The sequence below is a fragment of the Nocardia sp. NPDC055029 genome, assembly GCF_053608525.1.
The window spans coordinates 84781-103167 of record NZ_JBSGVQ010000008.1 but is presented as its reverse complement, the minus strand read 5'-3'; the positions used below and the strand labels follow the sequence as shown (position 1 = coordinate 103167).

Annotated in this window: 19 protein-coding genes; 14 read left to right on the top strand and 5 right to left on the bottom strand. The window is 68.3% G+C overall.

Annotated features, from left to right (window positions below):
• The first annotated feature begins 31 nt into the window (after nt 1-31).
• The 8 genes from ACWF9G_RS10295 (at nt 32) to ACWF9G_RS10260 (ending at nt 8835) form a co-directional block, all read left to right on the top strand.
• The gene (locus ACWF9G_RS10295; protein ID WP_452514808.1) at nt 32-1621 is read left to right on the top strand and encodes a FadD3 family acyl-CoA ligase; all 1590 of its coding nucleotides are present in this window, start codon (nt 32-34) and stop codon (nt 1619-1621) included.
• Entirely contained in the window at nt 1618-2466 is an 849-nt protein-coding gene (locus ACWF9G_RS10290) for an enoyl-CoA hydratase (protein ID WP_379309802.1), read from the top strand. The genes ACWF9G_RS10295 and ACWF9G_RS10290 overlap by 4 nt, the downstream gene beginning before the upstream one ends.
• Nucleotides 2463-3605, top strand: a complete 1143-nt coding sequence (locus ACWF9G_RS10285; RefSeq protein ID WP_452514807.1) for an acyl-CoA dehydrogenase family protein — start codon at nt 2463-2465, stop codon at nt 3603-3605. Before ACWF9G_RS10290 ends, ACWF9G_RS10285 begins: the two co-directional genes overlap by 4 nt.
• Nucleotides 3602-4645, top strand: a complete 1044-nt coding sequence (locus ACWF9G_RS10280; protein WP_452514806.1) for an acyl-CoA dehydrogenase family protein — start codon at nt 3602-3604, stop codon at nt 4643-4645. The genes ACWF9G_RS10285 and ACWF9G_RS10280 overlap by 4 nt, the downstream gene beginning before the upstream one ends.
• A gap of 310 nt (nt 4646-4955) precedes the next feature.
• Nucleotides 4956-6008, top strand: a complete 1053-nt coding sequence (locus ACWF9G_RS10275; RefSeq protein ID WP_379309806.1) for an acyl-CoA dehydrogenase family protein — start codon at nt 4956-4958, stop codon at nt 6006-6008.
• A 258-nt stretch (nt 6009-6266) separates the two neighbouring features.
• Nucleotides 6267-6719, top strand: a complete 453-nt coding sequence (locus ACWF9G_RS10270; protein ID WP_452514805.1) for a MarR family winged helix-turn-helix transcriptional regulator — start codon at nt 6267-6269, stop codon at nt 6717-6719.
• A gap of 23 nt (nt 6720-6742) precedes the next feature.
• Nucleotides 6743-7990: an MFS transporter gene (locus ACWF9G_RS10265; RefSeq protein WP_452514862.1), complete on the top strand. Its 1248-nt coding sequence runs from the start codon at nt 6743-6745 to the stop codon at nt 7988-7990.
• 95 nt (nt 7991-8085) lie between these two features.
• Nucleotides 8086-8835: a DUF427 domain-containing protein gene (locus tag ACWF9G_RS10260; RefSeq protein WP_379309809.1), complete on the top strand. Its 750-nt coding sequence runs from the start codon at nt 8086-8088 to the stop codon at nt 8833-8835.
• On the opposite strand, the gene ACWF9G_RS10255 is transcribed toward ACWF9G_RS10260, so the two are convergent.
• Together ACWF9G_RS10255 and ACWF9G_RS10250 are read right to left on the bottom strand one after the other, a co-directional pair.
• Nucleotides 8836-9168: a hypothetical protein gene (locus ACWF9G_RS10255; protein ID WP_452514804.1), complete on the bottom strand. Its 333-nt coding sequence runs from the start codon at nt 9166-9168 to the stop codon at nt 8836-8838.
• A 2-nt stretch (nt 9169-9170) separates the two neighbouring features.
• Nucleotides 9171-10349 (bottom strand): Rieske 2Fe-2S domain-containing protein, encoded by a 1179-nt coding sequence (locus ACWF9G_RS10250; RefSeq protein WP_379309811.1) that lies wholly within the window; start codon nt 10347-10349, stop codon nt 9171-9173.
• 194 nt (nt 10350-10543) lie between these two features.
• Here ACWF9G_RS10250 and hsaA point away from each other — a divergent pair, with 194 nt between their 5' ends.
• The 5 genes from hsaA to ACWF9G_RS10225 all read left to right on the top strand — a co-directional run bounded on the left by hsaA (nt 10544) and on the right by ACWF9G_RS10225 (nt 14725).
• Nucleotides 10544-11707 (top strand): 3-hydroxy-9,10-secoandrosta-1,3,5(10)-triene-9,17-dione monooxygenase oxygenase subunit, encoded by a 1164-nt coding sequence (gene hsaA / locus ACWF9G_RS10245; RefSeq protein ID WP_379309812.1) that lies wholly within the window; start codon nt 10544-10546, stop codon nt 11705-11707.
• Between the two features lie 3 nt (nt 11708-11710).
• Complete coding sequence (gene hsaD, locus ACWF9G_RS10240; protein WP_218716592.1) at nt 11711-12583, top strand: 4,5:9,10-diseco-3-hydroxy-5,9,17-trioxoandrosta-1(10),2-diene-4-oate hydrolase; 873 nt, start codon at nt 11711-11713, stop codon at nt 12581-12583.
• Nucleotides 12580-13485, top strand: coding sequence for an iron-dependent extradiol dioxygenase HsaC (hsaC, locus tag ACWF9G_RS10235; RefSeq protein WP_379309813.1), 906 nt, complete (start codon nt 12580-12582; stop codon nt 13483-13485). Before hsaD ends, hsaC begins: the two co-directional genes overlap by 4 nt.
• Before the next feature lie 18 nt (nt 13486-13503).
• Entirely contained in the window at nt 13504-14079 is a 576-nt protein-coding gene (gene hsaB / locus ACWF9G_RS10230; RefSeq protein ID WP_379309814.1) for a 3-hydroxy-9,10-secoandrosta-1,3,5(10)-triene-9,17-dione monooxygenase reductase subunit, read from the top strand.
• A gap of 100 nt (nt 14080-14179) precedes the next feature.
• Nucleotides 14180-14725, top strand: a complete 546-nt coding sequence (locus ACWF9G_RS10225; protein WP_452514803.1) for a YdeI/OmpD-associated family protein — start codon at nt 14180-14182, stop codon at nt 14723-14725.
• Nucleotide 14726: 1 nt separating this feature from the next.
• On the opposite strand, the gene ACWF9G_RS10220 is transcribed toward ACWF9G_RS10225, so the two are convergent.
• Nucleotides 14727-15548, bottom strand: coding sequence for a GNAT family N-acetyltransferase (locus ACWF9G_RS10220; RefSeq protein WP_452514861.1), 822 nt, complete (start codon nt 15546-15548; stop codon nt 14727-14729).
• Nucleotides 15549-15686: 138 nt separating this feature from the next.
• Between ACWF9G_RS10220 and ACWF9G_RS10215 the strand changes: the two genes are divergently transcribed.
• A complete protein-coding gene (locus ACWF9G_RS10215) occupies nt 15687-16316 on the top strand; it encodes a transglutaminase-like domain-containing protein (protein WP_452514802.1) in 630 nt (209 codons plus the stop codon).
• A 91-nt stretch (nt 16317-16407) separates the two neighbouring features.
• Here the strand turns inward: ACWF9G_RS10215 and dmpG are convergent, their stop codons facing one another.
• A complete protein-coding gene (gene dmpG / locus ACWF9G_RS10210) occupies nt 16408-17463 on the bottom strand; it encodes a 4-hydroxy-2-oxovalerate aldolase (protein ID WP_452514801.1) in 1056 nt (351 codons plus the stop codon).
• Nucleotides 17464-17475: 12 nt separating this feature from the next.
• The gene (locus ACWF9G_RS10205) at nt 17476-18381 is read right to left on the bottom strand and encodes an acetaldehyde dehydrogenase (acetylating) (RefSeq protein ID WP_452514800.1); all 906 of its coding nucleotides are present in this window, start codon (nt 18379-18381) and stop codon (nt 17476-17478) included.
• Nucleotides 18382-18387 lie beyond the last annotated feature (6 nt).

The window sequence follows — 18387 nt, the reverse complement described above, 5'->3', positions numbered from 1 at the left end:
CTTGCTTTGTTAGCCGATTGGTGAGGACCCCGTGACAACCCCTGCACAGACCACCCCGCAGGCACTGCGAGACGTCGCCGCGGCGCATCCGCACGAGCCGGCCCTGATCGACGGCGCGACCCGCCTGACCTGGCCCGAGCTACTCGACCAGGTACGGATCGCGGCGCGCGCGCTGATCGCCCGCGGCATCGCCCCCGGTGACCGGGTCGCGATGTGGGCGCCCAATACCCATCACTGGGTGGTCGCGGCGCTGGCCGCGCACTCGGTCGGTGCCGCGCTGGTACCGCTCAATACCCGCTATGTGGCGGCCGAGGCGATCGATGTGCTCGAGCGCGTCGACGCGAAGGCGTTGTTCGTCGCAGGCCCGTTCCTCGGCCGCGACCGGGCCGCCGAGCTGCTTGCGGGCTCCTCGGCGCTCGGTATCGGGACCGTGGTGGTGATTCCGGTCGAGGACGGCGCCGCGTCCTCGACCACGTTGCGCGCCGATGCGGACCAGGGCACACAAACGGCAGCCGTGCTGACCTGGGACGAACTGCTCGACCGCGCGGCGGCTGTCTCCGCCGAGGAGGGCGAGCGGCGGGCGGCGCAGGTCTCCCCCGACGACATCGCCGACATCCTGTTCACCTCCGGCACCACCGGCCGCAGCAAGGGCACCCTCGTCGCGCACCGGCAGGCGCTCGGCGTGGTGCGCGGGTGGGTCGAGTGCTCGACCCTGCGCGCGGGCGACCGCTACCTGATGATCCCGCCGTTCTTCCACAACTTCGGTTACAAGGCGGGCATCCTCGCGTGCCTGGTCACCGGGGCCACGATCGTCCCGCAGGCCACCTTCGACGTGCCCGCCGCGCTGGCGCTGATCGAGTCCGAGCGGATCACCGTGCTGACCGGTCCGCCGACGATCTACCAGACCATCCTCGAGCATCCCCAGCGCGCCGAGCGCGACCTGTCCTCGCTGCGGGTGGCGGTGACCGGCGCGGCGACCGTGCCGGTGGTGCTGATCGAGCGGATGCGCGACGATCTCGCCTTCGAGGTGGTCATTACCGCCTACGGCCTGTCCGAGTCGGCCGGTTTCGGCACCATGTGCCGCCCCGACGACGACGCGGCCACCATCGCCAACACCTGTGGCGGGCCGATCGCCGACTTCGAACTGCGCCTGTCCGAGGCCGGTGAGGTGCTGCTGCGCGGCCCCAACGTGATGCTCGGTTATCTCGACGATCCCGTGGCCACCGCCGAGGCGATCGACGCCGACGGCTGGCTGCACACCGGCGATATCGGCATCGTCGACGAGCGCGGCTACCTGAAGATCACCGACCGGCTCAAGGACATGTACATCACCGGCGGGTTCAACGTGTACCCCGCCGAGATCGAGCAGACCCTGGCCCGGCTCGACGGCGTCGCCGAATCGGCGGTCTTCGGCGTGCCGGACGAGCGGATGGGCGAGGTCGGCAAGGCCGTCGTCGTCCGCAGGGCCGGATCGACGCTGACCGCGGACGAGGTGATCGCCTACGCCGCGAGCACATTGGCCAATTTCAAAGTGCCCCGGCTCGTGGAGTTCCGCGACCAGCTGCCCTACAGCGCGGCGGGCAAGGTGCTCAAGCGTGAGCTACGTGAGGAGAAGTCGTGAGTCCCGAAACCGAAACCGAGGTCGTCACCTACGAGGTGCGCGGGCCGGTCGCCGTCGTCACCATGAACCGGCCCGAGTTCCGTAACGCGCAGAACTCGAAGATGACCTACGCCCTCGACGCCGCGTTCGTGCGGGCCGTCGAGGACCCCGAGGTCAAGGTGATCGTGCTGGCGGGCAACGGGAAGCACTTCAGCGCGGGCCACGACATCGGCACGCCGGGTCGCGACCACGACGCGCACTACGAGAACAAGGCCGCGCTGTGGTGGGACCACGTCGACCGCGCCGGCGGCGACCAGCGCTTCGCCCGCGAGTCCGAGGTGTACCTGGGTATGTGCCGCCGCTGGCGGGAGATCCCCAAGCCGACCGTCGCGATGGTGCAGGGCGCCTGCATCGCGGGCGGGCTGATGCTCGCCTGGGTGTGCGATCTGATCGTCTGCTCGGATGACGCGTTCTTCTCCGATCCCGTTGTCCGGATGGGCATTCCGGGTGTGGAGTACTTCGCGCATCCGTGGGTGATGGGTCCGCGCGCGGCCAAGGAGTTCCTGTTCACCGGTGACCGGTTCGGCGCCGACCAGGCCAAGGAGTGGGGCATGGTCAACCGGGTCGTGCCGCGCGAGGAACTCGAGTCCGAGGTGATGGCGCTGGCCGAGAAGATCTCCGCCATGCCGCAATTCGGGCTCGCGCTCACCAAGAAGGCCGTCAACCAGGCCGAAGACCTGATGGGAATGCGCAGCGGAATGGACTCGGTCTTCGGGCTGCACCATTTCGCGCACGCCCACAATGCCGAAGTCGGCGCCGATTCGCTGGGCGGGATGAATGCCCGCTCGATGAAGGAGAAAGCGTGAATCTCGAGATCGACCCGGCAGTCCGGGAGTTCCAGCTGGAGGTGCGCGAGTTCCTCGCCGCCAACGTGCCCAGCGAGCCGCTGCCATCGATGGACACGGCGGCGGGATTCGAAGCCCACCGCGCTTGGGAGGCCAAGCTCGCCGATGCCCGCCTGTCGGCGGTGTCCTGGCCGGTCGAGTACGGCGGGCGCGATGCCTCCATCCTCGAGTGGGTCCTGTTCGAGCAGGAGTACTACGCGGCGGGTGCGCCGGGGCGCGTCGCCCAGAACGGCATCTTCCTACTCGCGCCGACCCTGTTCGAGCACGGCACCGAAGAACAGCTGGCCCGGATCCTGCCGCGGATGGCGCGCGGAGACGACATCTGGGCGCAGGCCTGGTCGGAGCCCGAATCGGGCAGCGACCTGGCGAGCCTGCGCTCGACCGCGCGGCGCACCGAGGGCGGCTGGATCCTCAACGGCCAGAAGACCTGGAGCTCGCGCGCCACCTACGCCGACTGGGCCTTCGGCCTGTTCCGCAGCGATCCCGAGGCGCAGCGTCATCACGGCCTGACCTACGTGATGTTCCCGCTCTCGGCCGACGGCGTGAGCGTGCGGCCGATCCCGCAGCTCGACGGCGAGCCCGGCTTCGCCGAGATCTTCCTCGATGATGTCTTCGTCCCCGATCGCGACGTGATCGGCGCGCCGAACGAGGGCTGGCGGGTCGCGATGGCGACCTCTAGCAACGAGCGCGGCCTGTCGCTGCGCAGCCCCGGCCGGTTCAGCGCGACCGCCCAGCGGCTGATCGACCTGTGGACCGAGACGACCGAACTCGCGGACACCGCCGCGCGCAATGCCGTGGTGGACGCCTGGATCGGCGCCGAGGCCTACCGCCTGCACACCTTCGGCACCGTCACCCGGCTGACCGACGGCGGCCAGCTCGGCGCGGAGTCCTCGATCACCAAGGTCTACTGGTCCGAACTCGACATCGCCATGCACCAGACGGCGTTGGACCTGCTCGGCACCGCCGCCGAGCAGCAGAGCAAGTGGACCGACGGCTACCTGTTCTCGCTGTCCGGCCCGATCTACGCGGGGACCAACGAGATCCAGCGCAACATCATCGCCGAGCGCATCCTCGGCCTGCCAAGGGAGAGCAAGCGATGAGATTCGCCCTCAGCACCGAACAACTCGATTTCGCCACCGAGCTGCGCAAGATCCTCGACGCCGGGCAGACGCCCGCAGCCGTTCGCGCGTGGGCCGAGGGCGACACCGCCAAGGGGCGCACGCTGCTTCGGCAGGTGGCCGAGATGGGTGTGTTCGGCCTGATCGTGGACGAGCAGTACGACGGCGCAGAAGCCACACCGGTCGATCTCATCGTCGCCCTGGTCGAGCTGGGCCGGGCCGCGGCGCCGGGTCCGGTGATCGAATCGACCGCGGTGATTCCGGCACTGTTGCAGCGTCTTCCGAACGCCGAGCCCGCGCAGCGCTGGCTGCCCGCGCTCGCGGGTGGTGCGCTGCTCGGCACTGTCAGCTTCGGCAGTCCGCAGCGCGGCATCGCACTCGATGCCGACGTCGCCGATCTGGTGCTGGTCGCGGACGACGGACAGCTGGCCATCGGGCGTCGCACCCCGTCGGGCGACGAGCAGTCGGCCGATGCGAGCCGATCGCAGGTCGGGCCCATCGCCTCGATCGATCCGGCACGCAAGCTGTTCCAGGTCGAGGCCGACGAGAGCGTGGCCGACGGCGTTCAGGACGCCATCGACTACGCCTTCGATCTCGGCGTCCTGGCCTGTGCCGCCCAGCTGCTCGGCGCGGGCCGCGCGCTGCTCGACCAGACCACCACCTACGCCAAGCAGCGCAAGCAGTTCGGCCGCGCCATCGGCGAATTCCAGGCCGTGAAGCAGCAACTCGCCGACGTGCTGATCGCGCTGGATCTGGCCGAACCGCTGCTGTACCGCGCCGCCCTCACGCTGGACTCCGAGGATCGCGCTCGCGACGTCTCGGCAGCCATCGTGGCCTGCGGCGATGCCGCCCACCGCGCCTCGCGTGCGGGCCTACAGGTGCACGGCGCCATCGGTTACACCGCCGAATGCGACCTGTCGCTGTGGATCACCAAGGTCGCTGCGCTGCGCACCGCGTGGGGCACAGCCGACTTCCACCGCGCACGCATCGCGGCCGCGCTGCGTACCCCCGCGATGGTCTGAGGAACACAGATGCCACCGAAGGCGCGGGTCGACCGCCACCACCCGGACCACGATCCGTGTCTTCGGCGCACCGATGATCGCCGCAGCAGCGCACTGTTGCACGCGACTACCCCTGAGGGCGCGGATCGACTGCCACCACCCGGCCACGGCCCACACCTCCGGCGCACCGCCGATCGCCGACGCAGCGGGCTCGGCCACGCGAACGCCGCCGAAGGCCACGATTCGCGCCTCCGGCGTTGCATCGATCGACACCGCCGCTCCCCTGTACCCACCGACGCGGTGACCATCACCGACTTTGCCGAGGAAACCCATGTCATCAAGTGAACTGCTCGAATTCCGCACCTCCGTCCGCGCCCTGCTGGCCAAGCACGCCACGCCCGCCGCGCTGCGCGCCGCCATGGATACCGACCTCGGGTACGACCCGAAGTTGTGGACCATGCTGTGCGAGCAGGTCGGGGTGGCCGCGCTCGCGGTGCCGGAGGAGTGGGGCGGCGCGGGCGCCGGACTGGTCGAATCGCTGATGGTGGTGGGCGAATTGGGCCGGACACTGGCCGGGGTACCGATGCTCGGCTCCGCGGTTCTCGGCGTGCAGGCGATCCTGCTCTCGGGCGACGAGCAGGCCTGCGCCCGGCTGCTGCCGGACCTGGCCGAGGGCTCGCGCACGGCGGCGCTGTGCTGGGCCGACGCCACCGGCTGGGACTCCGCGGGCGTGCGCGCGAGCGACGGGACGCTCAACGGCGCGGCGCATTACGTGCTGCACGGCGCCCAGGCTGATCTGCTGCTCGTGCTCACCGACGACGGCCTGTTCGAGACAACGGCCGAGGCGCCCGGCGTCGTCGTCGCCCCGACGCCGGGCCTCGACCCCACCCGCAAGCTGGCCGTCATCACCTTCACCGACGCCCCGGCGACGCGGATCGGCACCGGCGACCCGGCCGCCCTGCGCACCCGCCTGCGCGAGATCGCCTGGGCCGCCCTCGCAGCAGAGCAGGTCGGCGCGGCCAGGCACTGCCTGGAGATGACCGTCGAATACACGGCCTCGCGCGTGCAGTTCGGCAGGCCGATCGGCAGCTTCCAGGCACTCAAGCACCGGATGGCCGATATGTACGTGCTGGTGGAGTCGGCCGAATCGACCGCGCTGGCGGCGGCGCAGGCCGTGGCCGAGAACAGTGCCTCGACCGCCGAGGACGTCTACGTCGCCCGCAAGCACTGCACCGAAGCCTTCTCGCACGTGGCCGCAGAGACGATCCAGTTGCACGGCGGCATCGCCATCACCTGGGAACACGACGCCCACCTGTACTTCAAGCGGGCCCACGCCACCAGCGAACTGTTCGGCACCGGCCCTCGCCCGGTCGCGGCCGCCTAGCAGCGTCGCGACCGACCCCGGCATCGGTCGCGTGCGCGCTGTCGCGACCTGGTCAGCGCCTCGGCGCTACCGACGAAGCTGCCACCCTGTCGTGTCGGCGGTGTGTTGTATCCGACCAAACCGGCATCTGGCCAGGTCGTCGTCGAAGCCCCGGCCGCCACGCGCGGCCGGGGCTTCGGCGTGCTGTGCGACATCTCACCGACCCGGGCCACCAAGCGGGCTCGATTTAGATAGTTAGCTTATGCAATAATATTGCACGTGCAGCAGACAGAGCAGCCATCCCCGGACGACATCGTGGTCGACCTGTTGGTCACTGCCGGTCGGCTCACCCGGCTCGCCGGGGCGATCAGCGACGACGACATGCCCCGCGCGATCCTGCGGTCCCTCGCCGTGCTCGACGAGCACGGCGGCCTGCGGGTCAGCGAGTTCGCCCGGATCGATCGATGTTCCCAGCCGGCGGCAACGGCGCTGATCGGCAGGCTCGTCGCCGACGGATTCGCCACCCGCACCAAGGACCCGCAGGATTCGCGGGCGGTTCTCGTCGAGCTCACCCCGGCGGGCCGGACCCGCCTCACCGAGGCAAGGCGCGCCTTCGCGGCCGCCGTGGCTCCCGGACTCGCCGATTTCGATCTCGATCGGCTGATCCGGCTCGACACCGACATGAACGACCTGCTGACAGCCCTGCGTGCGGTTGCCCGCGGTCATCAGTGAAGCAACCAGGAGCGTCAGTGAGCATCCCTCAGTTGACTCGCGCCGACGACACCGCCGCCGCAGCCACCACCCCGTCCGGACAACCCAAAGCCGTCTGGGCCGTCGCCTTCGCGAGCGTGATCGCGTTCATGGGCATCGGCCTGGTCGATCCCATTCTCAAGCCGATCGGCGAACAGCTGAACGCGAGTCCGTCGCAGGTCTCGCTGCTGTTCACCAGCTACATGGCCGTCACCGGCGTCGCCATGCTGATCACCGGCGTCATCTCCAGCCGTTTCGGCGCGAAGAAGACGCTGCTGTCCGGCCTGGCGATCATCGTGGTGTTCGCCGCGCTGGCAGGCATGTCGAGCACGATCGGCGAGATCATCGGCTTCCGCGCCGGCTGGGGTCTCGGCAATGCGCTGTTCATCGCGACGGCGCTGGCCACCATCGTCGGCGCGGCCACCGGCGGCGTCGCCAAGGCGATCATCCTCTACGAGGCCGCGCTCGGCATCGGCATCGCGACCGGCCCGCTGCTGGGTGGTCTGCTCGGCGGCATCAGCTGGCGCGGTCCGTTCTTCGGTGTGTCGGTGCTGATGACCTTCGCCTTCGTCGCGATCGTCGTGCTGCTGCCCGAGATGCCCAAGCCGGCCAAGCCGACCTCGATCACCGCGCCGTTCAAGGCATTGCGGCACAAGGGCCTGCTGACGGTGAGCATCACCGCGCTGCTGTACAACTTCGGCTTCTTCACCCTGCTCGCCTACACCCCGTTCCCCCTGGACATGGGCACCTACGCGATCGGCTTCATCTTCTGCGGCTGGGGCATCCTGCTCGCGCTGGCCTCGGTGTTCCTCGCACCGAAACTGCAGGCGCGCTTCGGCACCCTGCCGATGATGGCGCTCTCGCTCGGCCTGTTCGCCGCGGATCTGGCGGTGATGGGCATGTTCGCCGAGCACAAGATCGTGCTGATCGTCGGTGTCGTCATCGCCGGCCTGTTCCTCGGCGTGAACAACACGCTGATCACCGAGGCCGTGATGATCTCCGCGCCGGTCGAGCGCTCCACCGCCTCGGCGGCCTACAGCTTCGTCCGGTTCGCCGGTGGCGCCGCGGCGCCGTGGGTGGCGGGCAAGCTCGGTGAGCACAGCGTCTCGCTGCCGTTCTGGCTCGGCGCCGCCTTCACCGCCGCCGCGGTCGCGGTCCTGTTCCTCGGCCGGGGCGCGCTGGCCCACATCGACGACCACGACCCGGCCCCGCACAGCATCGAGGAAGCACAGGCCATCACCGTCGGCGACTGACCCGCCCGGTGACTCGAAGCCGCCCCTGCTGCCACGAGCGGCGGGGGCGGCTCGCGTTCGGGAAGAAGTCGGTGGCCCGGCGTAGCGTCGAGCACATGAGCGACGACAAGCGCGGACGGGTCAGGGTCGAGCCGGCACACAAGCGCGTGCGGGCTTATCTCGACGGCAGACTGGTGGCCGACACGCTGCGGCCCCTCTTGGTCTGGGAGGTCCCCTACTACCCGACCTACTACATCCCGCTGACCGATGTCAGAGCGGATCTGGAACCGAACGGGGTCGACGAGCACTCCCCCAGCCGTGGCGAGGGCACCGGCTACGACGTCATGGTCGGCGGCCTGCGCGCCGAAGGTGCGGCATTGCGCTACCTCGACTCGCCGCTGCCGGACCTGAAAGACGCTGTCCGCCTCGACTTCGCGACCTTCGACTGGTTCGAGGAGGACGAACCGATCTTCGTCCACCCCCGTGACCCGTATTCCCGGGTCGACATCCTGGGCAGTTCGCGCAATGTGCGGGTGGAGGTCGACGGCGTCACCGTCGCCGACTCGTCCTCGCCGCGCATCCTCTTCGAAACCGGCTTGCCCGCACGGTATTACCTGCCGCTACCCGATGTCCGGATGGACCTGCTGACCGCCTCCGACTCGCACTCCAGCTGCCCGTACAAGGGCACGGCCGACTACTGGAACGTCCAGGTCGACGGCACCGAACACGCCGACATCGTGTGGATCTACCGCACCCCGCTGCCGGAGAGCCAGAAGATCGCGGGCCTGGCCTGCTTCTACAACGAGAAGGTCGACATCTACCTCGACGGCGTCCTCCAGGACCGCCCGCACACCCCGTTCAGCTGACTACTCGGGCACGTCGAGCAAGCCCTCGTCGACCGCCCATTTGATGGACTTCTCCAGCGACGGACACGATTCCGGCCTGCCCGGCCGCGCGCCGTGCGCACTGAGCTGGGCGAAGACCGGGCAGTGTGTGTCCGGCCGTTCGGTCCACTGCACCGAGGTCTGGTGCGCGCTGGACTTGCGCACCAGGACCTCGGCCTGGCAGGCCTGACACCGCACCGGTGTCAGGCCCTCGTCCAGGTAGCGCTGTTTGTCGACCGTGGTCTGGGCCCGCACCGCGGCCTGCCGCACGGGCTGATCGGCGAAGTCGGGTGCCTTGGCCCAGGTCGGGGACATGGTTACACGCCCGCTTCGGCTTCTGCCTCGGCCTTGCGGCGCAGGTTCTCCGCCACCTCGGCCTCCCAGGCCTGGTTGGCCTTGGTGGTGTCGACCTCGAACTCGAAGCGCTGGGTCATCTTCTCGGTGACGTCGGCGGCGTCGACGTAGAACTGCTCGTACCAGCGGCGCAGCTGGTAGACCGGGCCGTCCTCCTCGCACAGCAGCGGATTCTCGACCTTGGACTTGTGCTTCCAGATCTCGACGTCCTGCAGGAAGCCGTCGCCGAAGAACTCGGTCATCGAGGCCGCCAGCTTCTCGGCGGTCGCGTCGTCGATGCCCTTGGGCTTCTCGACGGTCAGGCCGTATTGGAGCACGAACTCGTCCTGGCTGACCGGGTAGTGGCAGTTGATCAGCACGACCTTGATCTCGTACCCGCCGTAGATGTTGACCAGCGGATTGATCATGTAGGACGGCCCGAAGTAGGACGCCTCCGACTTCAGCAGCGTCTCACCGCCGTACTTGGCCGCCATGCCGATATCGGGACGGCCCTTGGTCTCGAGGAACTGCGTCGCCACGTGACCCTCGAAGACGTTCTTGAAGTACGTCGGGAAGGCATAGTGGATGTAGAAGAAGTGCGCCATGTCAACGACGTTGTCGATGATCTCGCGGCAGTTGGAGCCCTCGATGCGCATCGTGTTCCACGTCCACGACGTCCAGCCGCTGTCATGATCCTCGCTGGGGTTGCCCTCGGTGTCGGTGTAGGGGCCCTCGATGTGCGGGATCGTGACCTCGGCGGGCGGCTCGTTGCCCTCGTGGTCGTGCCAGATGAACAGCTGACCGTTGCGTTCGAGCGTTGTCCACTTCCTGGTGCGGGCCAGCGGCGGAACGCGGCGCGCGTAGGGAATCGACGTGCATTTGCCGCTGGCGCCCCAGCGCCAGTCGTGGAACGGGCAGGCGATGTCGTCGCCCTTGACCGTGCCCATGCTCAGGTCGCCGCCCATATGCCTGCAGTAGGCATCGAGCACACGGATCTCGTCATTGGTGTCGGTCCACACCACGAGCTTGGTCCCGAAGATCTCGATCGCGTGCGGCTTGCCGTCGCGGAACGTCGAGGCCAGGCCGACACAGTGCCAGCCGCGCGCAAACCTCGTCGGCGTTGTGCCGACATCGAGTTCCCTCACCTTGGGGTTGACTGCCATCCCGAACCCTCCTTGTTCACTAGAACACGTTACAAAACGAGGCCGCTTCACGCCAGCTGTCCAGCGAACTTCGCTCCACGCCCCTGTTATATCCGAGGTAGGGCGATCTTCTCGACAGAAATGAGAACCTGTTCTAATCTCAGAGTCGAACAAGAACCGGTTGTCGATCCGACAAGGCAGGAGCGGGCTCCGAAATGACGCAAGAAGTGACCGAACGGGTCGAGGCACTGCTGCCGACACTGCGTGAACGTGCGCAAGAGGCCGAGGACCTGCGCCGCATTCCCGACGAATCCATGAAGGCGCTGCAGGAGACCGGCTTCTTCCGGCTGCTCCAGCCCAAGCAGTGGGGCGGGCACGCCGCCGACCCGGTCGTCTTCTACGACACCGTGCGCAAGATCGCCAGCGCCTGCGGGTCCACCGGCTGGGTGGCCGGCATCATCGGCGTGCACAACTGGCACCTCGCGCTGTTCGACCAGCAGGCCCAGGAAGACGTCTGGGGCGAGGACACCGATGTGCGGATCTCGTCCTCCTACGCCCCGATGGGCGCGGGCCAGGCCGTCGACGGTGGCTACATCGTGCGCGGCTCGTGGGCCTGGTCCTCGGGTTCCGACCACGCCACCTGGGCCGTCCTCGGCGGCCCGGTGATCAAGAACGGCAAGCCGGTCGACTTCGGCAGCTTCCTGATCCCGCGCTCGGACTACCGCATCGACGACGTCTGGAACGTCGTCGGCCTGCGCGGCACCGGCTCCAACACCGTGGTCGTCGAGGACGTCTTCGTCCCGTCGCACCGCTTCCTGAGCTTCCGCGCGATGAGTGAGGGCCGCGCGCCCGGCCTCGAGCAGAACACCGACGCCGTCTACAAGATGCCGTGGGGCACCGTCCACCCCACCACCATCTCCGCGCCGATCGTCGGCATGGGCTACGGCGCCTACGAGGCGCACGTCGAGCACCAGGGCAAGCGCGTGCGCGCGGCCTTCGCCGGCGAGAACGCCAAGGACGATCCGTTCGCCAAGGTGCGCGTCGCCGAGGCGGCCAGCGACATCGACGCCGCGTGGCGTCAGCTCTCGGGCAATGTCGCCGAGGAGTACGCGCTGCTGGTGGCGGGCGAGGAGGTGCCGTTCGATCTGCGCGTGCGCGCCCGTCGCGACCAGGTGCGCGCGACCGGTCGCGTGATCGCCTCGATCGACAAGCTCTTCGAGTCCTCGGGCGCGACCGCCCTGGCCAACGGCACTCCGCTGCAGCGCTTCTGGCGTGACGCGCACGCCGGGCGCGTGCACGCGGCCAACGATCCCGAGCGCGCCTACGTCATGTACGGCACGCACGAGTTCGGCCTGCCCGTCACCGACGCCATGGTGTAGCCGATGACTCAAACCGCTGAGATCACCTACGAATCGACCTCCCGCTACGCGCAGGTCACCCCCGAGCTGAAGCTGCACTACCACGAGGCGGGTGTCGGCAACGGCCCCACGATCGTGCTGCTGCACGGCGGCGGGCCCGGCGCCTCGGCGTGGTCGAACTTCGCCCGCAACATCCCGGTACTGGCCGAGAACTTCCACGTGATCGCGCTCGACCAGCCCGGTTTCGGCAAGTCCGACAAGCCGGTCGACCACCCGCAGTACTTCGTGCACGCGTCCACCGCCCTGCTCGCGCTGCTGGACCACCTGCAGATCACCGAGCGGGTGCACCTGCTGGGCAACTCGCTCGGCGGCGGCACCTCGGTGCGCTTCGCCCTGGACAACCCCAAGCGCGCGGGCAAGCTCGTGCTGATGGGTCCCGGCGGGCTGAGCACCAACCTGTTCGCGCCCGACCCGACCGAGGGCGTCAAGCTGCTCTCGGCGTTCAGCTACGCGCCGACCAGGGAGAACCTGGAGAAGTTCCTGCGGATCATGGTCTTCGACCAGTCGCTGATCACCGAGGAACTGATCGACGAGCGGTTCGCCCTGGCGAGCACACCCGAATCGCTGGCCGCCGTCCGCGCGATGGGCAAGTCCTTCGCCGGCGCCGACTTCGAGAAGGGCATGCTGTGGCGTGACGCGTACAAGCTGCGTCAGCCGGTGCTGCTCATCTGGGGTCGTGAAGACCGGGTGAACCCGCTCGACGGCGCGCTGGTCGCGACCAAGGTCATCCCGCGCGTGCAACTGCACGTGTTCGGTGGCTGCGGGCACTGGGCACAGCTGGAGAAGTTCGACGAATTCAACCGGCTCACGGTCGATTTCCTCGAGGAGAAGCAATGAGTATTCGTGCCCTTGGCTACATGCGCATCGAGGCCACCGACATGGCGGCCTGGCGCGAGTACGGCCTCAAGGTGCTCGGCATGATGGAGGGCACCGGACTCAACCCCGACGCGCTCTATCTGCGCATGGACGATTTCGCCGCACGCCTGGTGATCGTTCCCGGTGAGCAGGACCGGCTGCTGGTCTCTGGCTGGGAGGTCACCGACGGCCCCGGCCTGCAGCAGCTGCGGGAGACCCTGGACAAGGCCGGGGTCGCCTTCACCGAGGGCACCAAGGAAGAGCTGGGTGAGCGCCGCGTCGAGGGCATGATCCGGTTCCAGGATCCGTCCGGCAACACCCTCGAGGCGTTCTACGGCGCGCAGTACCTGGGCCGCCGCTTCGTCAGCCCTTACGGCCACAAGTTCGTCACCGCCGAGCAAGGTCTGGGTCACGTGGTGCTGACCTGCACCGACGACGCCGCCGCGCAGGCCTTCTACCAGGACGTCCTCGGCTTCCGGCTGCGCGACTCCATGCGGTTGCCACCGCAGATGGTCGGCCGTCCCGCCGACGGCGACCCGGCCTGGCTGCGCTTCTACGGCTGCAACCCGCGCCACCACGCGCTGGCGTTCCTGCCGCTGCCGAATCCGACCGGCATCGTGCACCTCATGGTCGAGGTGGAGAACTCCGACGACGTCGGCCTCTGCCTGGACCGCGCCTACCGCAAGAAGGTGAAGATGTCGGCCACCCTCGGCCGGCACATCAACGACAAGATGCTGTCCTTCTACATGAAGACTCCGGGCGGATTCGACATCGAATTCGGCTGTGAGGGACTGGAAGTCGACGACGACGACTGGATCGCCCGCGAATCCACCGCGGTCAGCCTGTGGGGTCACGACTTCACCGTCGGATTCAAGCAGCAATAGGAAATGGCGGCGAGGGACATGACCGAACAGATACCGGCGATCGACGGCCGGCAATTCCGTAATGTGCTGGGGCAGTTCTGCACCGGCATCACCGTGATCACCGCGCTCGATCCGGCGGGTGAGCCGATCGGCTTCGCCTGCCAGTCCTTCGCCGCCCTCTCCCTCGATCCGCCGCTGGTGCTGTTCTGCCCCACCAAGGGGTCGCGCTCCTGGGCGGCGATCGAGGCGGCGGGCAAGTTCTGCGTGAACGTGCTCGCCGAGGAACAGCAGCCGACCTGCGCGCGCTTCGGCTCGCGCGAGACCGACAAGTTCGCCGGAGTCTCCTGGCACACCTCGGAATTGGGTGTGCCGGTGCTCGACGATTCGCTGGCGACCATCGAATGCACCGTCGACTCCGTCGTCGACGGCGGTGACCACTACATCGTCATCGGGCGGGTCCAGGCGCTCGCGGAATCGGCGACCACCAACGGTCGTCCGCTGCTGTTCTACCGCGGCCAGTACACCGGCATCGAACCCGACAAGACCACCCCCGCGCCCTGGCGCGCGGATCTGGACCATTTCCTCACGACCACCAGCCTCGACACCTGGCTGTGAGTCCCACGGGTGCGGCCGCCCACACAATGCGCGGCCGCACCCGTTTCTTTCGTTTTTAAGTGCTCATTCGGTGAGCACTTTGTGGCGGATCATGGTTCGTATGACCATCGACTACATCACCTGCGCCGAAGCGAGCGACTGGGAATCGTGGCTGGCCACCCATCACGACACCGCGGGTGAGGTCTGGGTGCGGATCGCCAAGAAAGGCGCCCCCGAACCGTCGGTGACGATCACCGAGACCCTCGACGGCGCGCTCTGCTACGGCTGGATCGACAGCCATCGGCGTGGCCTCGATGCCCATCACTACCTGCAGCGCTACTCGCCGCGCCGGGCCCGCAGCCCGTGGTCGCAGGTCAATGTGGCCAAGGCCGAGGCGCTCATCGCGGCCGGGCGGATGCGGTCGGCCGGGTTCGCGGCGATCGAGGAAGCCGTCGCCGATGGACGCTGGGCGGGTGCGTACGAACGTCAGCGCACCGCCGAGACGCCCGCCGAGCTCGTCGCCGCGCTCGCCGACGCACCCGAGGCACAAGCCGCCTACGCCGCGCTCGGCCGGTCCGACCAGTACCGGCTGTTCCTGCCGATCCTCAAGGCGACGACCCCGGCCGACCGTTCGACGCGAGTTGCCCAGGCTGTCAACGCCTTGTAGCTCAGACCTCTTTGACCAATACCGCGCGGGTGTAGAGCAGCGAGAACCCTCGGCCCTGCGCGTTCCGCTGCGACTTCGAGCCGGGCTGGGTGGTGATCACCGCGAGGTCGCACCCCGCTGCCGCGGCCTCGGTCAGGCGAGCCGACAGCAGTGCGGTCTGCACCCCGTGCCTGCGATGCGCGGTCAGTGTCGCGGCACCCGCGAGCGCGGCGACGCCGCCGTCGGTGCGCATGCTCGCCGCACCGGCCGGCACGCCGTCCCGATAGGCGAGGTAGCGACGGGTGTCATTGGCGGCAGCCATATCTCGCATCACCGCGGCGAGCGCTTCCCGCGGAAACTCCTCATGTGACGGGACACCCTCGTCATCCGGATGCGCGAACCCGTCGACGACGACATCGAGCCACCGATCTAGCCCGTCCCCCTCGTCCCGCCGCACCTCGACCTCCGTGGGCCCCGCCCACCGTCGCCCAGCCAAGTCCATCCCCAGCACGTTCTCGAACGACATCAACCGATATCCCCGCCCGGTCAACTCCGCCCCGATCCGCGGATCCGCCAACTGCGCCAGCTCCACCTGCACCGGCACCCCCACCGCCGCATACGCGGCCTCCACCTCAGCCCACTCCCCCGCCGACGGCACCCCACCGAACCCGACCCCCGCCACCTTGTTCAACGGCGACCCCACCTCCGCGAAACACGCCGCCCCACCCCCGAACTCCCGCACGAACCCACCCGACCCCCGCCCCGTCGCCACCCGGGTCGCCCCGGCAATGGCATCGACCTCCAGCCGCTCGACCCGAGCCGCCAGCTGGACCCCACAGAACAACGTCCCCACGTCTTCGCTCATGAGCCACTTATATCCCCCTTGTCCAGCGATTTTCGCGAACCCGGGTGGTTCCGACAGTGCCGGTCCGACCGGCTGTTGCCGACCTTCGAAGCTCCCGCGGAGATTAGATTGTCCTGTGTGGCAAACCAATCCTTCGTGCCCCAGGCACAGCATCCGACGGCGTACCTACGCGGTGACTCCATCGTCCAAATCGACGACAGTGCGGTGCTCTCGCTCGTCCATGAGCTGCGGCGAAGCGCGCCCGATGACATCGAGTTCGCCCGTGCGGCCTTCCACTGGGTGCGGGACGAAGTAGGGCATTCCTACGACGTTCAGGACAGCCGGGTGACCTTGACCGCCGGCGAGGTGCTTCGAGAGCGAGTCGGCCTCTGCTACGCGAAATCCCATCTCCTCGCCGCCCTGCTACGGGCCGGCGGCATCCCGACCGCGCTGTGCTACCAGCGCTTCGCCCACGGCGACAGCCACGTCCTCCACGGCCTGGTGGCCGTGTACCTGGACGGCGGCTGGCATCGCCAGGACCCGCGGGGCAACAAGGAAGGCGTCACGGCCGAGTTCTCCCTGACCGACGAACAACTGGCATGGCCGGTCGATCCCACTCTCGGCGAGGTCGACTACCCACAGCTACTGATCTCCCCCGCCCCCTCAGTCGTCCATGCCCTCAGCAGCACAACGGACATCCTGTCGATCTACGACACCGGCCTCCCGACAAGCTTGGACGACGCTCACACCACGGCGACAGCGCCCTGACGCCTACGCGGCGACGGCGGACCAGAGTTGCCCTGAGACGCCGAAACGGCGTGGCCCGAGGGTTCGGGTCACGCCGTTTCGGGGTGGTTGGTCAGGCCGAAGTGGTGACCGAGGCTTCGCGCTGGAGTTCCAGGGCGATGTCGATGAGCTGGTCTTCCTGGCCGCCGACGAGCTTGCGCTTGCCTGCGCGGACGAGCATTTCGGCGGCGGAGACGCCGTAGCGTTCGGCTTGGCGTTCGGCGTGGCGCAGGAAGCTGGAGTAGACGCCCGCGTAGCCCATCATCAGGGCCTGGCGGTCGAGCAGGCACTCCGACGGCATGGCCGGGCGGACGACGTCTTCGGCGGCGTCGGTGACGGCGAAGAAGTCGACGCCGGTCTTGATACCGAGCTTGTCGCAGACGCCGATGAAGGCTTCGACCGGCAGGTTGCCCGCGCCCGCGCCGAAGCGGCGAGCCGAGCCGTCGATCTGGGTGGCGCCGGCGCGCACGGCGTAGACCGAGTTCGCCACGGCGAGGCCGAGATTCTCGTGGCCGTGGAAACCCACCTGCGCGTCGGTGCCGAGCTCGGCGACGAGCGCGGACACCCGGTCCGAGACCTGTTCCAGGACAAGGGCACCCGCGGAGTCGACGACATAGACGCACTGGCAGCCCGCGTCGGCCATGATGCGGGCCTGCTTGGCCAGGTTCTCCGGCGTGGTGGAGTGGGCCATCATGAGGAAGCCGACGGTCTCCAGGCCGAGTTCGCGCGCGAGACCGAAGTGCTGGATCGAGACATCGGCCTCGGTGCAGTGGGTGGCGATACGGCAGATGGACGCGCCGTTGTCCTGGGAGATCTTGATGTCTTCCTTGACGCCGACGCCAGGCAGCATGAGGAAGGCGATCTTGGCCTGCTTGGCGGTCTCGGCCGCGGCCTTGATCAGCTCCTGCTCAGGGGTTTTCGAGAACCCGTAGTTGAACGAGGAACCACCGAGGCCGTCGCCGTGGGTCACCTCGATGACCGGGACGCCCGAACCGTCGAGGGCGGCAACGATGTTGCGCACCTCGTCCACGGTGAACTGGTGGCGCTTGTGATGTGAGCCGTCGCGCAGCGAGGTGTCGGTGACACGCACATCGAGTTCGCCCGAGAAGGGCTTCAGGATATTGCTCATGGTCGAAACTCCTTACACCCGAGCCGAGATGATCTGGTCGGCCAGCACGTCACCCACGCGGGTGGCGGCGGCGGTCATGATGTCGAGATTGCCCGCGTACGGGGGCAGGAAGTCACCGGCGCCCTCGACCTCGACGAAGATCGACACCTTCGCCATGCCACCGGAGATGACCGACGGGTCGTCGAACTGCGGATCGTTGAGCAGCCGGTAGCCGGGCACGTACTCCTGGATCGACTTCTCCATGCCGAAGATGCTCTCGGCGATGGCATCGCGATCGGCGTCCTCGGGAATGGCGCAGAAGATGGTGTCGCGCATGATCATCGGCGGCTCGGCCGGGTTCAGGATGATGATGGCCTTGCCCCGCCGCGCGCCGCCGATGGTCTCGACGCCTTTGGAGGTGGTCTTGGTGAACTCGTCGATGTTCGCGCGGGTTCCCGGTCCGGCCGAGACCGAGGACACCGACGCCACGATCTCGGCGTAGGCCACCGGCACGACCCGCGACACGGCAGCGACCATGGGAATGGTGGCCTGGCCACCACAGGTGATCATGTTGACGTTCGGGGCGTCGCGCAGCGTATCCAGGTTCACCGGGGGGATCACGGCCGGGCCGACCGCGGCCGGGGTGAGGTCGACGGCGCGGATGCCGGCGGCTTCGTATTTCGGCGCGTACGCGCGGTGCACGTAGGCGGAGGTGGCCTCGAACAGCAGATCCGGCTTCTCCTCGAGGGCCAGCAGCCAGTCCGCGCCCTCGGCGGAGGTTTCCAGACCCAGCCCGCGTGCCCGCTTGAGCCCTTCCGAATCAGGGTCGATGCCGATCATCCAGCGCGGCTCGATCTTGTCCGAGCGCAGCAGCTTGTAGAGCAGATCGGTGCTGATGTTGCCGGACCCCACGATCGCGGCGGTGACTTTGCTGGTCACGGTGTA